Source organism: Variovorax sp. GW460-12-1-14-LB1 (assembly GCF_059423605.1).
Map to the genome: position 1 here is coordinate 1 of NZ_JBWKYF010000018.1, position 14359 is coordinate 14359.

Genomic DNA, 14359 nt, shown 5'->3' on the forward strand with positions numbered 1-14359 from the left:
CCATCGGCCTGCCGATCGTGCTGAACCCGGTCGCCCTGAGCGGGAAAGCCACTTACGACTCGGTGCCGAACAACAACGGGCCCCTCCTGTACGCGAACACCACGGCCAAGCCCGTCCGCGGCGCCACGGTGGAGGTGCTCGATGCCAACACATCGGCGCAGCTCGCGTTGACCACCACGGATGACGGTGGCAATTACGCGGTCTCGGTGCCGGCGAACACGAACATCACCGTGCGCGTCCGGGCCCAGCTGACCCGGACCGGTCCGGGCGCGACCTGGGATGTCACGGTGCGCGACAACACCCGCAGCGACGCGCTGTACTCGATGCAGTCGGCGAGCTTTTCGTCGGGAAGCGTGGCATTGACGCGCGACCTGCGTGCGGACAGCGGCTGGGGAGGTTCTGGCTACAGTGGGGCGCGCGTCGCGGCGCCGTTCGCCGTGCTCGACACGATCTACACCTCCATGCAGAAGGTGCTGTCGGTGGCGCCGGCTTCGGCGTTTCCTGTGCTGAAGGTTTTCTGGAGCGTCAACAACGCGCCGTCGGACGGAATCAATCTTTCGGCGGGACAGATTGGCACGACCTTCTTCTTCAACAGCGGAAGCAACGGTCGGCAGATCTACGTGCTGGGCAAGGAGGATGTGGACACCGACGAGTTCGATGCACCAGTGATCGCGCACGAATGGGGGCACTACTACCAATCGGCCTTCAGTCGGGATGACTCGATCGGAGGCGGGCATTCGATGGACGATCGTCTCGATCGGCGCCTTGCTTTCTCCGAGGGTTGGGGTAATGCGTGGTCAGGCATTGCCCTGGAACGAAGCAACTATGTCGACTCAAAGCTGCCGCAGCAAAGGGGGGGCAGCCCGTTGGATCTCTCGCGTGGTCCTACAAGCAATCCCGGCTGGTCCCGCGAGTCATCTGTCCAGGCCATCCTGTGGAACCTCAACCGGCAGGCCGGCTTCAAGCCCATCCACGACACCTTGACCGGCTTCCAGTTCCGAAGCGGCGCGCCGGTCACGTCGATCCACGCCTTCGCCGCCGCGTTCAATGCGACGTCGCCTGGCAACGCCTCGGCGCTGAACAGCCTGCTGACCGCGCAGAACATCACCTCCAGCGATGCATTCGGCGCGGGCGAATCGAACGACGGCGGGTTGCCCAGCGTGCCCGGCGTGCTGCCGATGTACCGGGCCTTGGCTGTTGGTGCGGTGGTCAACAACGTCTGTGTCTCCAGCGTGGCGGGCACGGGCAACAAGCTCGGCAACATTGCCTACCTGCGTTTCACCGCGCCGGCGAACCGGGACTACCAGGTCACGGTCGGGAACGCCGCGGTGCCGGACTTCGACGTCTTCCGGGGCGGAGAGATCGCCCGGTCGGGCAACCGGGTCAGCCTGAGTGCGGGTGAGTACGTTCTGGCAGTGCGGGATGCCGCAATGACGAGCTCCTCTGCTTCGCCGCTGTGCCTCAGCGTGCTTGTTCAATAGGGAAGGGAAGGCTCGCGATGATCCTGAACACTCGCCTCTCTTTGGCTGCTGCGTTGGCGGCGGGACTTGCACTGTCCGCGCTCCCCGTGTCCGCCCTGGCCGACGGCATGCCGTCGGCACGCACCACTGCGAAGCTGTCGGCTGCAACCTCGAAGGATGCGGCCACCCCCTGGGTGACCGCATCGAGAAAACCCAATGACTCCGGTGTCAAGCTGCAGTACCGGCTGGACGGCGCGCCTCAGGCCGGCAAGCCGACGGTCGTCGTTCTGCAGTTCGACGGCGTCAGCGACCCCGCGGGCGCCAGCGTGACGCTGACGGTCGATGCGGGCCTGACGCTGTCCGGCAACGCGTCGCTGAGTCTGCCGCCGGGACAGCGCTCCGACACTTCCGTCACGGTGATCAGCCAGGGTGACGGTCTGGCCTACCTGAATGTGTTCATCAAGCAGGCTGGTCGGACCAGTGCCATTTCCATCCCGATCCAGACCGGCGCGGCGGCGCCCGCCATGAAGGCCAATGGCGAGATCAAGTCGCTGCCAGGCGGCGACAACATCATCTCGCTGCCCGCGAAATAGGCCCGAAAGCCACCCGAAACGGGGCCGGAACCCCCTGAATCCGGCCCGAAAAGGGCCACTTGCGCCCCGGTTCGACTGCGGGCTATAATCTCTGGCTCTGCCCTTGTTGCGTCCGTTCGGGCGCCGCTTTCGGCAGAGATTTATCAACCTTCTCTCGCAGGCCGGGAAACCAGCCAAACGCTGTCGCCAATTGAAGTGGCAGCGGCGAAGGAAGTCTTCCATTTTTGGAGAAAACAAATGAGTCTGAGCAACTCCCTCGGGTTGCTGGGCCGCAAGGTGGGGATGATGCGTCTCTTCACCGATGACGGGGACGCAGTTCCTGTCACGGTGGTGGATGTGTCCAACAACCGTGTGACCCAGATCAAGTCCCAAGAGACCGATGGCTACGTCGCCCTGCAGGTGACGTTCGGTTCGCGCAAAGCATCGCGCGTGACCAAGCCCCAAGCCGGCCACCTCGCCAAGGCAGGTGTCGAAGCTGGTGAAATCATCCAGGAATTCCGCGTCACCGCCGATACCGCAGGTCAGCACAAGGCTGGCGGCGTGATCGCGGCAAGCAGCGTGTTCTCCGTGGGCCAGAAGGTGGACGTGCAAGGCACGACCATCGGCAAGGGCTACGCCGGCACGATCAAGCGTCACAACATGAGCTCGCAGCGCGCGTCGCACGGTAACAGCCGTTCGCACAACGTGCCCGGCTCGATCGGCATGGCACAAGACCCCGGTCGCGTGTTCCCCGGCAAGCGCATGACGGGCCACCTCGGCGACGTCACCCGCACGACGCAAAACCTCGACGTGTTCCGCATCGACGAAGCACGTCAGCTGCTGCTCATCAAGGGCGCGATCCCGGGTTCGAAGGGTGGCTTCGTCACCGTGCGTCCCGCCATCAAGGCCAAGCCGCAAGCGGCTGAAGGAGCGAAGTAATGCAACTCGAACTCCTGAACGAACAAGGCCAGGCCGCGTCGAAGTACGACGCCCCCGAGACCGTGTTCGGCCGTGACTACAACGAAGACCTGGTTCACCAGATCGTCGTTGCATTCCAGGCCAACGCCCGTCAAGGCACGCGCGCCCAGAAGGACCGCGAACAGGTCAAGCACTCGACCAAGAAGCCTTTCAAGCAAAAGGGAACGGGCCGCGCCCGCGCCGGTATGACGTCCTCGCCCCTGTGGCGCGGAGGCGGCCGGATTTTCCCGAACATGCCTGACGAAAACTTCTCGCAGAAGATCAACAAGAAGATGTACCGCGCCGGCATGGCCTCCATCTTCTCGCAGCTCGCTCGCGAAGGCCGTCTGGCCGTGGTCGATTCGCTGACCGTGGATTCGCCCAAGACGAAGCCGCTGGCAGCCCGTTTCAAGGCAATGAATCTCGAGTCCGTGCTCGTGATCGCCGAAGAAGTCGACGAAAACCTGTACCTTGCCTCGCGCAATCTGGTCAACATCCTCGTGGTCGAACCCCGTTACGCCGATCCGGTGTCGCTGGTTCACTACAAGAAGGTGCTGGTCACCAAGGGTGCCGTCGACAAGCTCAAGGAGATGTTCGCATGAGCCGCGTGAACCCCACCCCTGCACAACGTAAGTTCGACGAAGGCCGTCTCATGAACGTGCTGGTCGCACCGATCGTGTCCGAAAAGGCCACGATGGTCGGCGAGAAGTCGAACGCTGTCACTTTCAAGGTGCTGCAAGACGCCACCAAGCCCGAGATCAAGGCCGCTGTTGAACTGATGTTCAAGGTCGAAGTCCAGGGCGTGTCGGTGCTCAACACCAAGGGCAAGACCAAGCGCTTTGGCAAGTCCATCGGCCGCCGCGACAACGTGCGCAAGGCTTATGTGACGCTGAAGGCCGGTCAAGAGCTCAACCTCGTCGGGGAAGGCGCTTAATCATGGCCGTCATCAAGATGAAACCCACTTCGCCGGGCCAACGCGGCGCGGTGAAGATTTCGCGTGACCACCTGCACAAGGGTGCGCCTCACGCAGCCCTGCTGGAACCCCAGTTCCAGAAGGCCGGCCGTAACAACAACGGTCACATCACGATCCGCCATCGTGGCGGTGGTGCCAAGCACCACTACCGCATTGTCGACTTCGTGCGCAACAAGGACGGCATCCCGGCCAAGGTCGAACGCATCGAGTACGACCCGAACCGCACCGCCCACATCGCTCTGGTCTGCTACGCCGACGGCGAGCGCCGCTACATCATCGCCCCGCGCGGTCTGGAAGCCGGTGCAACCCTGATGTCGGGCGCCGAAGCCCCGATCCGCGCCGGCAACACCCTGCCGATCCGCAACATCCCCGTGGGTTCGACGATCCACTGCATCGAACTGCAACCCGGCAAGGGCGCGCAGATCGCACGTTCGGCCGGTACCTCGGCCACGCTGCTGGCCCGTGAAGGCGTCTACGCCCAGGTCCGCATGCGTTCGGGCGAAGTCCGCCGCATTCACATCGAATGCCGCGCGACCATCGGTGAAGTGGCCAACGAAGAACACAGCCTGCGCCAGCTCGGCAAGGCCGGTGTGAAGCGTCACATGGGTATTCGCCCGACCGTTCGCGGCGTGGTGATGAACCCGGTCGACCACCCGCACGGTGGTGGCGAAGGCAAGACTGGCGAAGGCCGCCATCCTGTCGACCCGTGGGGCAATCTGACCAAGGGCTATCGCACCCGTAACAACAAGCGCACGCAGGTCTTCATCGTGTCGCGTCGCAAGAAGTAAGGGATAGCCAATGACTCGCTCTCTCAAAAAGGGTCCTTTCGTCGACCACCACCTCGTGGCCAAGGCCGACAAGGCCGTGACGAACAAGGACAAGAAGCCGATCAAGACCTGGTCGCGCCGCTCGATGGTTCTGCCCGAGTTCATCGGTCTGACCATCGCTGTGCACAACGGCAAGCAACACGTGCCCGTGTACATCACCGACCAGATGGTCGGCCACAAGCTCGGCGAATTTGCGCTCACGCGCACGTTCAAGGGGCACCCCGCGGACAAAAAAGTCCAGAAGAAGTAAGGAACGACCATGTCTGAAACACGTGCAGTCCTCCGCGGTGTCCGCCTGTCGGTCGACAAGGGCCGTCTGGTCGCGGACCTGATCCGCGGCAAGAAGGTCGATCAAGCGCTCAACGTTCTGCAATTCACGCAGAAGAAGGCCGCTGTGATCATCAAGAAGGTGCTCGAGTCGGCGATTGCCAACGCCGAGCACAACGACGGTGCCGACATCGACGAGCTGAAGGTCAAGACCATCTACGTCGAGCAAGGTGCAACGCTCAAGCGCTTCACGGCGCGCGCCAAGGGTCGCGGCAATCGCATCAGCAAGCCCACGTGCCATGTGTACGTGACGGTTGGCAACTAAGAAGGCCTGGAAGAAATATGGGACAGAAAATCCACCCAACCGGGTTCCGCCTTGCGGTCACCCGTAACTGGTCCAGCCGTTGGTACGCAAGCGACCGCGATTTCGCGGGCATGCTGGCCGAAGACATCAAGGTTCGCGAATACCTGAAGAAGAAGCTGAAGAACGCTTCGGTGTCGCGCGTCATGATCGAGCGTCCCGCCAAGAACGCACGCATCACGATCTACTCGGCTCGTCCGGGCGTCGTGATCGGCAAGAAGGGCGAAGACATCGAGAACCTCAAGCGCGAACTGGGCAAGCAGCTCGGCGTGCCGGTTGCGGTCAACATCGAAGAAGTGCGCAAGCCCGAAATCGATGCGCAGCTGATCGCCGACAGCATCACGCAGCAGCTCGAAAAGCGGATCATGTTCCGCCGCGCCATGAAGCGCGCCATGCAGAACGCCATGCGTCTGGGTGCCCTGGGCATCAAGATCATGTCGGCTGGCCGCCTGAACGGCATCGAAATCGCACGTACCGAGTGGTACCGCGAAGGTCGCGTGCCGCTTCACACCCTGCGCGCCGACATCGACTACGGCACCTCGGAAGCCAAGACCACCTACGGCGTCATCGGCGTCAAGGTCTGGGTCTACAAGGGCGACACGCTGGGTCGCAACGACCTGCCGGCCGTCGAAACGCCGCGTCCGGACGAAGAGCGCCGCCCGCGTGGTCCCCGCCGTGATGGTCGCCCTGGCGACCGTCCGGGTGGCGACCGTCGTGGTCCCGGCCCCCGTGCCGGTGCCCGTGGTCCGATCGGTGGCAACACCGCTCCGGCCGATGGCAGCGACAAGCCCGCAGAAGCAACCGGCGGTGCCGGTGCAGACTCGAAACCCGCCGTTAAGCGCGTCCGCAAAGCCGCGCCCGCTGCAGCAGCGGACGGTGCCAAGACCGAGTAATCGGTCGCTCCCGGGCACGCAAGTGCCTGGGGCCCTCACGGAGTAACAAAACATGCTGCAACCTGCACGCAGAAAGTTCCGCAAGGAACAAAAGGGCCGCAACACCGGCATCGCAACCACGGGTAACTCGGTTGCGTTCGGTGACTTCGGTCTCAAATGCACCGACCGCGGTCGCCTCACGGCGCGCCAGATCGAAGCCGCTCGTCGCGCGATCTCGCGTCACGTGAAGCGCGGTGGCCGTATCTGGATCCGCGTGTTCCCGGACAAGCCGATCTCTACCAAGCCCGCTGAAGTGCGGATGGGTAACGGTAAGGGCAACCCCGAGTACTACGTCGCTGAAATCCAGCCTGGCAAGATCGTGTTCGAGATCGTCGGCGTGCCCGAAGAACTCGCCCGCGAAGCGTTCCGCCTGGCCGCCGCCAAGCTTCCGCTGCGCACGACGTTCGTCGCTCGCCAGCTCGGCGCCTGAGAGGAGAACATCCATGGCAACACGTAAGAAGAAAGAAACCGCGGCTTCGGCCAAGGTGACGAAGGCCGCAACCCTGCGCACGAAGGACGTCGCAGGCCTGCAAGCCGAAATCAAGGATCTGCAGAAGGCCCACTTCGGCCTGCGCATGCAGAAGGCCACGCAACAGCTGTCGAACACCACGACGCTGCGCGTGACGCGTCGCGACATCGCTCGCGCCAAGACCATTCTTGCTCAGAAAGAGCAAGAGACCCAAGCCGCCAAGTAAGGAGTGAACATGACGGAAGCTAAAAAATCCCTCAAGCGCACCTTGATCGGCAAGGTGGTCAGCGACAAGCGTGCCAAGACCGTGACCGTACTGGTCGAGCGCCGTGTGAAGCACGAGCTCTACGGCAAGATCGTGGCCAAGACGAGCAAGTACCACGCCCATGACGAAAAGGGCGAGTACCACCTCGGCGACACCATCGAGATCACGGAAAGCCGTCCGATCTCGAAGACCAAGAACTGGGTCGTGACCCGTCTGGTCGAGAAGGCCGTCCTGGTCTGATCAGGCACTCGGTCGCCTCGAGGCAACCCATCCGGAAACGGCCCACAATGTGGGCCGTTTTTCTTTTTCAGGAGCAATTCACATGATCAAAGTCGGCGACACCCTTCCTTCGGCCACCCTGCAGGAATATTCCGAAGTGGAGGGCGAGGGCTGCAGCATCGGTCCGAACCCGGTCGACGTGACCAAGGCCACGGCGGGCAAGACCATCGCGCTGTTCGCACTGCCAGGCGCCTTCACGCCCACCTGCTCGGCCAAGCATGTGCCGGGCTACGTGCAGCACTTCGACGACTTCAAGGCCGCTGGCGTGGACGAGATCTGGTGCGTGAGCGTGAACGACGCCTTCGTGATGGGCGCCTGGGCGCGCGACCAGAAGACTGGCGCCAAGGTGCGCATGCTGGCCGACGGCAGCGCGGACTTCGCGAAGGCTACCGGCCTCACGCTCGACCTGACCGGCCGCGGCATGGGCCTGCGCAGCAACCGCTACTCGATGCTCGTGAAGGACGGCAAGGTCGCGACGCTGAACGTCGAAGGCCCGGGCAAGTTCGAAGTGAGCGACGCTGACACGCTGCTGGCGCAAGCCCGCGGCTGAGCCCGGCCTAGAGATCTACTTTGAGGTAGTGAGCCCCGGCGACGGGGTTGTGATAGTAGGGCGGCACCTCCGCGAAGCCCAGGTCTTCGTAGAGGGCGCGCGCCGACTCCATGTCGTCGAGGGTGTCGAGCAGCACGCAGGCATAGCCTGCGCTGCGGGCCGCATCGAGGATGGCCTCGGCCAGTTGCCGGCCGAGCCCGAGCCCCCGGAACCCGGGGCGCACATACAGCCGTTTCATTTCCGCCGCGTTCGCGTAGTCCGTGCTGTCGATCGGGCGCAGCGCGCAGCAGCCCGCCACGTGGGCGAGCGTGCCGTCGGCGCGCTTCAGCGTGGGCGCGGCGCGGCCGGCGTCTTCGTTCACATGGGCGGGATCGACCAGCGCCAGCAGCAAGGTGCCGCGCGGCTCGGCGTACTCGCCGGGCAGTCCGGCCAGCTCGCCGTCGAAGTCCTGGAAGTCGAGGTCGATGGTCAGCGAGCCCGCGTAGTCGCGGAAGATGGCGCGCACGGCGTCGACTTCATGCGGTTCGTCGGGCGTGAGCAGCACCACCGCCGGCGTGTCCGACAGCGGCAGCGGGCGGGAGACGGAAAAGCCGCTCATACGCGCAACGACGCCACCCAGAACGCCACGCCCGCGCACAGCGCGAACAGCACCAGCGCCAGCGTGCGCGACACCGCATCGTCGCGGCTCGGGGCCACGCCGTTGCCATTGCCGTTCCCGTTGGAGGCTGCGCCCGCGACCACCAGCTTGTCGCCCGACAGCATCGGCCCGACCAGCCGGTGCCGTTTGACCAGCACATAGAACAGCACCGCCAGCACATGCAGGCTCACCAGGGCGATCACGATCCACTTGCCCTGCGCCTTGTGCCAGCCTGTCGCCAGGCTCACCATCGCGCCCGACACGAAGCGGGTCAGCGGCCCGGAGGCGGAAATCTCGTCGTCGGCCATCAGCCCGGTGGCGACCTGCAGGATCAGAAGCGCCAGCACCGCGAACACCGACAGCGCGCCCAGCGGCGTGTGGCCGATCAGGTGGTCGGGGTGCGACTTGCCGCGCAGGTAGGCGATGACCGAGCCCGGCGCATAGATGAAGGCCGCGAAGCGCGACCAGCGCCCGCCCACGACCCCCCAGATCAGCCGGAACAGCAGCAGCGCCAGCACGGTGTAGCCGAGGCGGAAATGCCATTCCATGATGCCGTTCAGGCCCGTCACGATCAGGCCGATCACGGCGAAGGCGAGCGCCCAGTGAAAGAGGCGGGTCGGCAGGTCCCAGACGCGTGTGCGGGCCACCGAGAGGGTGTCGGTCATCGAAAAAGGCGCCGGGGCGCGAGGCTGCGGAAGGCGCAGATTAGCAAAGTCCGGCCCGGTCCTTCCACCGGGTTGTTGCTATGCGCCCGACACGGGCAGCCCCTACACTGCCTGCAGCACCGCGTTCGACGGTGCCCAAAACCCCCACACAAGGACCCACGATGACCCGTTTTGCTTCGTTCGCCCTTGCAGCCGCCTGCGCTGCGATGTCCCTGCCCGCCGCGGCACAGTTCGCCAAGCCCGAAGATGCCATCAAGTACCGCCAGAGCGCGCTGTTCGTGATGGGCCAGCACTTCAGCCGTCTGGGCGCCATGGCCAACGGCCGCGTGCCCTACGACGCTGCCGCCGCTGCCGCCAACGCCGAGGTCGTCGCCGACATGGCCAAGCTGCCCTGGGCCGGCTTCGGCGCCGGCACTGAGGGCGGCAAGGCCAAGCCCGAGCTCTGGAAGGAAGCCGCCAAGTTCAAGGAGCACCAGGACAAGGTGATCGCCGAGACCGGCAAGCTGGTGGTTGCCGCCAAGGCCGGCAACATCGATGCGCTCAAGGCCCAGTTCGGCCCGACCGGCGCCAGCTGCAAGGCCTGCCACGACAGCTTCCGCAACCAGTAAGCCGAGGGCTTTCGCCACGAAAAAGGCGCCCCTCGGAGCGCCTTTTGCTTTTCTGGGGCCTGAAGGTCAGGCTTCTGCCAGGAGCTTTTCGATCAGCTTGTGCAGCTCGGCGAAGTCGGGCTCGCCCACGTAGCGCTTCACGATCTCGCCCTTCTTGTTGACGATGAAGGTGGTCGGGGTGAGCTTCACGTCGCCCCAGGCCTGCGCCACGCTGCCGGTGTTGTCGATCGCCACCTTGAACGGCAGCTTGCGGGTTTCGGCGAAGTTGACGACGTAGCTCGGCGGGTCGTAGCTCATGGCCACCGCCAGCGTGTCGTAGCCCTTGGCCTTGTACTTGTCGTAGGTCGAGATCACCTTGGGCATCTCGGCCACGCAGGTCACGCAGCTGGTGGCCCAGAAGTTGACCAGCGTGACCTTGCCCTTCAGGTCGGCCGTGCTCTTGGTGGTGCCGTCGAGCAGCACGAAGGTCGAGGCCGGAGCGGCCGTGCTGCCCGAACCGAGGTACACGCCCACGCCGGCGGCCAGGGCGATCACGACGGCGGCGGCAGCGATGTATTTTTTCATGGGCACCTGAATGAGAGAGGCGGCGCGATTTTAGTTCCGCGTGCCGGAACGCGCCGGCGCACGCGCTTCATTCCCCGAAGGCCGCTCGATAATCGTCCTCCGATGCCCTCGCTTCCTTCCCCCTCCTGGCCCGTGCTGGCCCTGGCCGCCGCGCTGGGCGCCTGCAGCCCCACCTTCAACTGGCGCGAAGTGCCGATCGCCGACGCCGGCCTGGTCGCGCTGCTGCCCTGCAAGGCCGACCGCGCCCAGCGCGCGCTGCCGCTGGGTGCCGAGTCGGTGCAGGTCGACATGACCGGCTGCGAAGCCGGCGGCGCGACCTTCGCCGTGGCCCATGCCGCCGCCACCAGCCCGGCGCAGGCCGAGGCCTGGCTCACGGCCTGGCGCACGGCCACGTACGGCCAGCTGGGCGTCGCGCAGGTGATCCAGGGGCCGGCCACCTTGCCGCGCGCCACGGCCGTTCCCGCACCGTGGCGGCTCGACGGGCAATCGGCGCAGCAGGGCGTGGCGCCGGTCCAGGTGCTCTGGTTCGCGCAGTCGCAGAAAGACGGCAGCGTGTCGCTCTACCAGGCCACCGTGCTCGGCCGCCCGTCCTCGCCCGAGGCGACCAAGACCTTCTTCGAGGGCCTGCGCCTGCCATGAGCAGGGGCCGGCCGACAGGCCGCGATGCACGGGCCAGCTATCGTTTTCATAGCTGTTGCCGCGGCGCAAACCGACACCCCGGTCACGCGCCCGCCATGGCCGCTTTCCCCGGTTGCCGCGTTGTGTCCTCGATGTCTCTACTTCCTTTGGGCGCCCCCGCATAATCGACGCGTCGTCCTCCGAGCCGCATGAACAGCATCCTCATCATTGCCCACTCCCCGTTCGCACAGGCGCTGCGGCAGTGCGCGCTGCATGTGTTCCCCGACTGCGAACAGGCGGTCGTGGCCCTCGACGTGCTGCCCAACGTGTCGCCCGAGGAAACGCTGGCCGCCGCGCGCATCACACTCGCGCAGCAGTTGCATGCCCCGCGCTCGCAGGTGCTGGTGCTGGCCGACGTGTTCGGCGCCACGCCCTGCAACGTCGCGCAGAAGCTGGTGGACGGCGTGCGCTCGCGGCTCGTGGCCGGTGTCAACCTGCCGATGCTGCTGCGCGCCGTCACCTACCGCCACGAACCGCTCGACACCCTGGTGCAGCGGGCCCTCGCGGGCGGCACCGCCGGCGTGATGCAGGTGGCGGTGGCGGCTCCCCAGAACCAGGCGAAAAGAAAGCACAGTGATCAAGAAATCCGTGACCATCAGCAATAAGCTGGGCCTGCACGCACGCGCGTCGGCCAAGCTGACCAAGCTCGCCGGCAGCTTCCCCTGCGAGGTGTGGCTGTCGCGCGGCGACCGCCGCATCAACGCCAAGAGCATCATGGGCGTCATGATGCTGGCCGCCGGCCTCGGCGTGACCGTCGAGCTCGAGACCAACGGCCCGCAGGAAGACGAAGCCATGAACGCCATCGTCCAGCTCATGGACGACAAGTTCGGCGAAGGCGAATAAGGACCCGCGCATGACCTTCGCAGTCCACGGTCTCCCGGTCGCCCGTGGCATTGCCATCGGCCGCGCGGTGCTGGTGGTGTCCAGTCGCATCGACGTGGCGCACTACTTCATCAAGCCCGAAGAGATCGAGACCGAGATCGACCGCGTGCGCACCGCGCGCAATGCGGTGGCCGACGAGCTCACCAAGCTGCAGGCCAGCGTGGCGCAGATGGGCCCGAACGACGCGCCGCACGAGCTTGCGGCGCTGCTCGAGGTGCACCAGATGCTGCTGCAGGACGACGTGCTCAGCGGCGGCGTGAAGCACTGGATCAGCGAGCGGCTGTACAACGCCGAATGGGCGCTGACCACGCAGCTCGAAATCATCGCGCGCCAGTTCGACGAGATGGAGGACCCGTACCTGCGCGAGCGCAAGGCCGACCTCGAACAGGTGGTCGAGCGCATGCTGCATCGCATGAAGGGCACGGCCGCCGTGCTCGCGCCGAGCCCGCCGCGGCGCAAGCGCGCCGCCGCCGCGCACGACGACGAAGACGACGACCCCACCGCGGGCGACGGCTTCGACGTGCCGCTGGTGCTCATCGCGCACGACCTCTCGCCGGCCGACATGCTGCAGTTCAAGAAGAGCGTGTTCGCGGGCTTCGTCACCGACGTGGGCGGGCGCACCTCGCACACCGCCATCGTCGCGCGCAGCATGGACATCCCGGCCATCGTCGGCGCGCGCTCCGCGAGCCAGCTGGTGCGCCAGGACGACTGGGTCATCATCGACGGCGAGGCCGGTGTGATGATCGTCGACCCGTCGCCGATCATCCTGGCCGAGTACGGCTTCAAGCAGCGCCAGGGCGACCTCGAACGCGGGCGGCTCGCGCGGCTGCGCCACAAGCCCGCCGTCACGCTCGACGGCCAGCGCGTCGACCTGCTGGCCAACATCGAGATGCCCGAGGACACGGCCGGCGCCGTCAAGGCCGGCGCGGTGGGCGTGGGCCTGTTCCGCAGCGAATTCCTCTTCATGGGCCGCGAGAACTCGGCGCGCCAGACGCGCCTGCCCGACGAGGAAGAGCAGTACCAGGCCTACAAGCGCGCGGTCGAGGGCATGCAGGGCATGCCCGTCACCATCCGCACCATCGACGTGGGCGCCGACAAGCCGCTGGACGGCAAGTCGGGCAGCAAGCAGGAGCACCTGAACCCCGCGCTCGGCCTGCGCGCCATCCGCTGGAGCCTGGCCGATCCGGCGATGTTCCTCACGCAACTGCGCGCCATCCTGCGCGCGGCGGCGCATGGCGAGATCCACCTGCTCATTCCGATGCTCGCGCACGCCAGCGAGATTCGCCAGACGCTGTCGCTGATCGACTTCGCGCGCGCCGAACTCGACAACCGCGGCGCGGTGTACGGCCCGGTCAAGCTCGGCGCCATGATCGAGATCCCGGCCGCCGCGCTCACGCTCAAGACCTTCCTGAAGCACTTCGACTTCCTGTCGATCGGCACCAACGACCTGATCCAGTACACGCTGGCCATCGACCGCGCCGACGAGGCCGTTGCCCACCTGTACGACCCCGCGCACCCCGCGGTGCTCAAGCTCGTGGCCGACACCATCACCGAGTGCCGCCGCCAGGGCAAGGGCGTGTCGGTGTGCGGCGAAATGGCGGGCGACGTTGCCTTCACGCGCCTGCTGCTGGGCCTCGGGCTGCGCAGCTTCTCCATGCACCCTTCGCGCATCCTCGCCGTGAAGCAGGAAGTGCTGCGCGCCGACACCGGCAAGCTCGAGCCCTGGGCGCAGGGCGTGCTCGACGCGGACGATCCCGCGGCCGCACTCGCGGGCTGAGCCCGCAACCCCGCCCTTCGCGGCGGGACGCAAGCACCAGGAACACCACGGAACCGGCTTTGCCGGGCCGTCGGTGTTGCCCCCGGTAGGGGGTTGGCGAAGCGACACGAAGTGCGCGCAGCCTGGGGGCGAGTTAATCCTGGTGAAACAAACCGAAATACGGCGATACCGAGGTGAAAGGACTCGCCGCGCCTTGACGCGCACCATCAGGTCTCCTCTTCCAACCCCTGAAAGAAAGGCCTGCATCATGATCGTCAAGTCGTCCTTCTCCCTCGCGCAGCTCGTCGCTGTCGGTTCCTTCGCCATGCTCGCCGCCGCCGGCGCCAAGGCTGAAAGCTACGAGGGCGTCCACGCGCCCGTGTCGGCCATGAGCCGCGCCGATGTCAACGCCGAAGCCGTGCGTGCCGCCGCCGCCCCCGACCAGAACGTCGTGCGCGGTTCGCGCGGCCCCGAGACCGTGGCCGTGTCGACCGACCGCGCCCGCGTCATCGCCGAAGCCGTGCGCACCGCCGCCGCACCCGACCAGAACGTGACCTCCGGCTCGCGCGTGAACAGCAAGGTCATCTCGACGATGCAGAACCCCGTCGATGCGCGTGCCGCCGCCGCACGCGACAGCGGCAACCGTCTCTGAGCCGA

22 protein-coding genes are annotated in these 14359 nt (G+C 65.9%); 19 read left to right on the plus strand and 3 right to left on the minus strand.

Going from position 1 to position 14359, the window contains the following annotated elements:
- The 13 genes from AC07Y4_RS11705 to AC07Y4_RS11765 form a co-directional block, all read left to right on the plus strand.
- The coding region (locus tag AC07Y4_RS11705) for a hypothetical protein (RefSeq protein ID WP_495274574.1) at nucleotides 1-1481 on the plus strand (1481 nt) is incomplete at its 5' end.
- Between the two features lie 17 nt (nucleotides 1482-1498).
- Nucleotides 1499-2053 (plus strand): hypothetical protein, encoded by a 555-nt coding sequence (locus AC07Y4_RS11710; protein WP_487847417.1) that lies wholly within the window; start codon nucleotides 1499-1501, stop codon nucleotides 2051-2053.
- Between the two features lie 237 nt (nucleotides 2054-2290).
- Nucleotides 2291-2971, plus strand: a complete 681-nt coding sequence (gene rplC / locus AC07Y4_RS11715) for a 50S ribosomal protein L3 (RefSeq protein ID WP_062478866.1) — start codon at nucleotides 2291-2293, stop codon at nucleotides 2969-2971.
- The gene (rplD, locus tag AC07Y4_RS11720) at nucleotides 2971-3591 is read left to right on the plus strand and encodes a 50S ribosomal protein L4 (RefSeq protein ID WP_062478869.1); all 621 of its coding nucleotides are present in this window, start codon (nucleotides 2971-2973) and stop codon (nucleotides 3589-3591) included. Before rplC ends, rplD begins: the two co-directional genes overlap by 1 nt.
- Nucleotides 3588-3923: a 50S ribosomal protein L23 gene (gene rplW / locus AC07Y4_RS11725; RefSeq protein WP_056576559.1), complete on the plus strand. Its 336-nt coding sequence runs from the start codon at nucleotides 3588-3590 to the stop codon at nucleotides 3921-3923. Before rplD ends, rplW begins: the two co-directional genes overlap by 4 nt.
- Before the next feature lie 2 nt (nucleotides 3924-3925).
- Nucleotides 3926-4750: a 50S ribosomal protein L2 gene (gene rplB / locus AC07Y4_RS11730; RefSeq protein WP_056576555.1), complete on the plus strand. Its 825-nt coding sequence runs from the start codon at nucleotides 3926-3928 to the stop codon at nucleotides 4748-4750.
- Between the two features lie 10 nt (nucleotides 4751-4760).
- Complete coding sequence (gene rpsS, locus AC07Y4_RS11735; RefSeq protein ID WP_062478874.1) at nucleotides 4761-5039, plus strand: 30S ribosomal protein S19; 279 nt, start codon at nucleotides 4761-4763, stop codon at nucleotides 5037-5039.
- 9 nt (nucleotides 5040-5048) lie between these two features.
- A complete protein-coding gene (rplV, locus tag AC07Y4_RS11740) occupies nucleotides 5049-5381 on the plus strand; it encodes a 50S ribosomal protein L22 (protein WP_007838134.1) in 333 nt (110 codons plus the stop codon).
- Between the two features lie 17 nt (nucleotides 5382-5398).
- The gene (gene rpsC, locus AC07Y4_RS11745) at nucleotides 5399-6310 is read left to right on the plus strand and encodes a 30S ribosomal protein S3 (protein WP_062478877.1); all 912 of its coding nucleotides are present in this window, start codon (nucleotides 5399-5401) and stop codon (nucleotides 6308-6310) included.
- Between the two features lie 52 nt (nucleotides 6311-6362).
- Nucleotides 6363-6779, plus strand: a complete 417-nt coding sequence (rplP, locus tag AC07Y4_RS11750) for a 50S ribosomal protein L16 (RefSeq protein WP_007838137.1) — start codon at nucleotides 6363-6365, stop codon at nucleotides 6777-6779.
- A gap of 55 nt (nucleotides 6780-6834) precedes the next feature.
- Nucleotides 6835-7044 (plus strand): 50S ribosomal protein L29, encoded by a 210-nt coding sequence (rpmC, locus tag AC07Y4_RS11755; protein WP_056577224.1) that lies wholly within the window; start codon nucleotides 6835-6837, stop codon nucleotides 7042-7044.
- Nucleotides 7045-7053: 9 nt separating this feature from the next.
- Complete coding sequence (gene rpsQ, locus AC07Y4_RS11760) at nucleotides 7054-7323, plus strand: 30S ribosomal protein S17 (protein WP_062478880.1); 270 nt, start codon at nucleotides 7054-7056, stop codon at nucleotides 7321-7323.
- 82 nt (nucleotides 7324-7405) lie between these two features.
- The gene (locus tag AC07Y4_RS11765) at nucleotides 7406-7912 is read left to right on the plus strand and encodes a peroxiredoxin (protein ID WP_070061892.1); all 507 of its coding nucleotides are present in this window, start codon (nucleotides 7406-7408) and stop codon (nucleotides 7910-7912) included.
- Nucleotides 7913-7919: 7 nt separating this feature from the next.
- On the opposite strand, the gene AC07Y4_RS11770 is transcribed toward AC07Y4_RS11765, so the two are convergent.
- Both AC07Y4_RS11770 and AC07Y4_RS11775 read right to left on the minus strand, forming a co-directional pair.
- Nucleotides 7920-8510: a GNAT family N-acetyltransferase gene (locus AC07Y4_RS11770; protein WP_487847416.1), complete on the minus strand. Its 591-nt coding sequence runs from the start codon at nucleotides 8508-8510 to the stop codon at nucleotides 7920-7922.
- Nucleotides 8507-9214: a cytochrome b/b6 domain-containing protein gene (locus tag AC07Y4_RS11775; RefSeq protein WP_062478887.1), complete on the minus strand. Its 708-nt coding sequence runs from the start codon at nucleotides 9212-9214 to the stop codon at nucleotides 8507-8509. The genes AC07Y4_RS11770 and AC07Y4_RS11775 overlap by 4 nt, the downstream gene beginning before the upstream one ends.
- Before the next feature lie 161 nt (nucleotides 9215-9375).
- Between AC07Y4_RS11775 and AC07Y4_RS11780 the strand changes: the two genes are divergently transcribed.
- Nucleotides 9376-9822: a c-type cytochrome gene (locus tag AC07Y4_RS11780; RefSeq protein ID WP_487847415.1), complete on the plus strand. Its 447-nt coding sequence runs from the start codon at nucleotides 9376-9378 to the stop codon at nucleotides 9820-9822.
- Nucleotides 9823-9888: 66 nt separating this feature from the next.
- Here AC07Y4_RS11780 and AC07Y4_RS11785 read toward each other — a convergent pair whose 3' ends face one another.
- Entirely contained in the window at nucleotides 9889-10386 is a 498-nt protein-coding gene (locus tag AC07Y4_RS11785) for a TlpA disulfide reductase family protein (RefSeq protein WP_101493873.1), read from the minus strand.
- Between the two features lie 102 nt (nucleotides 10387-10488).
- Here AC07Y4_RS11785 and AC07Y4_RS11790 point away from each other — a divergent pair, with 102 nt between their 5' ends.
- From AC07Y4_RS11790 to AC07Y4_RS11810, 5 genes are all read left to right on the plus strand, one after another.
- On the plus strand, nucleotides 10489-11025 hold the full coding sequence (locus AC07Y4_RS11790) for a hypothetical protein (RefSeq protein ID WP_487847414.1): 537 nt from the start codon (nucleotides 10489-10491) through the stop codon (nucleotides 11023-11025).
- Nucleotides 11026-11213: 188 nt separating this feature from the next.
- Nucleotides 11214-11669 carry a PTS sugar transporter subunit IIA gene (locus tag AC07Y4_RS11795; RefSeq protein WP_062478898.1) on the plus strand — a complete coding sequence of 152 codons (456 nt, stop codon included), beginning with the start codon at nucleotides 11214-11216 and terminating at the stop codon, nucleotides 11667-11669.
- Entirely contained in the window at nucleotides 11638-11907 is a 270-nt protein-coding gene (locus AC07Y4_RS11800) for an HPr family phosphocarrier protein (protein ID WP_062478901.1), read from the plus strand. Before AC07Y4_RS11795 ends, AC07Y4_RS11800 begins: the two co-directional genes overlap by 32 nt.
- Nucleotides 11908-11917: 10 nt before the next feature.
- Nucleotides 11918-13723 carry a phosphoenolpyruvate--protein phosphotransferase gene (ptsP, locus tag AC07Y4_RS11805; protein ID WP_139700413.1) on the plus strand — a complete coding sequence of 602 codons (1806 nt, stop codon included), beginning with the start codon at nucleotides 11918-11920 and terminating at the stop codon, nucleotides 13721-13723.
- A 247-nt stretch (nucleotides 13724-13970) separates the two neighbouring features.
- Nucleotides 13971-14354 carry a hypothetical protein gene (locus AC07Y4_RS11810; RefSeq protein ID WP_062478905.1) on the plus strand — a complete coding sequence of 128 codons (384 nt, stop codon included), beginning with the start codon at nucleotides 13971-13973 and terminating at the stop codon, nucleotides 14352-14354.
- Nucleotides 14355-14359 lie beyond the last annotated feature (5 nt).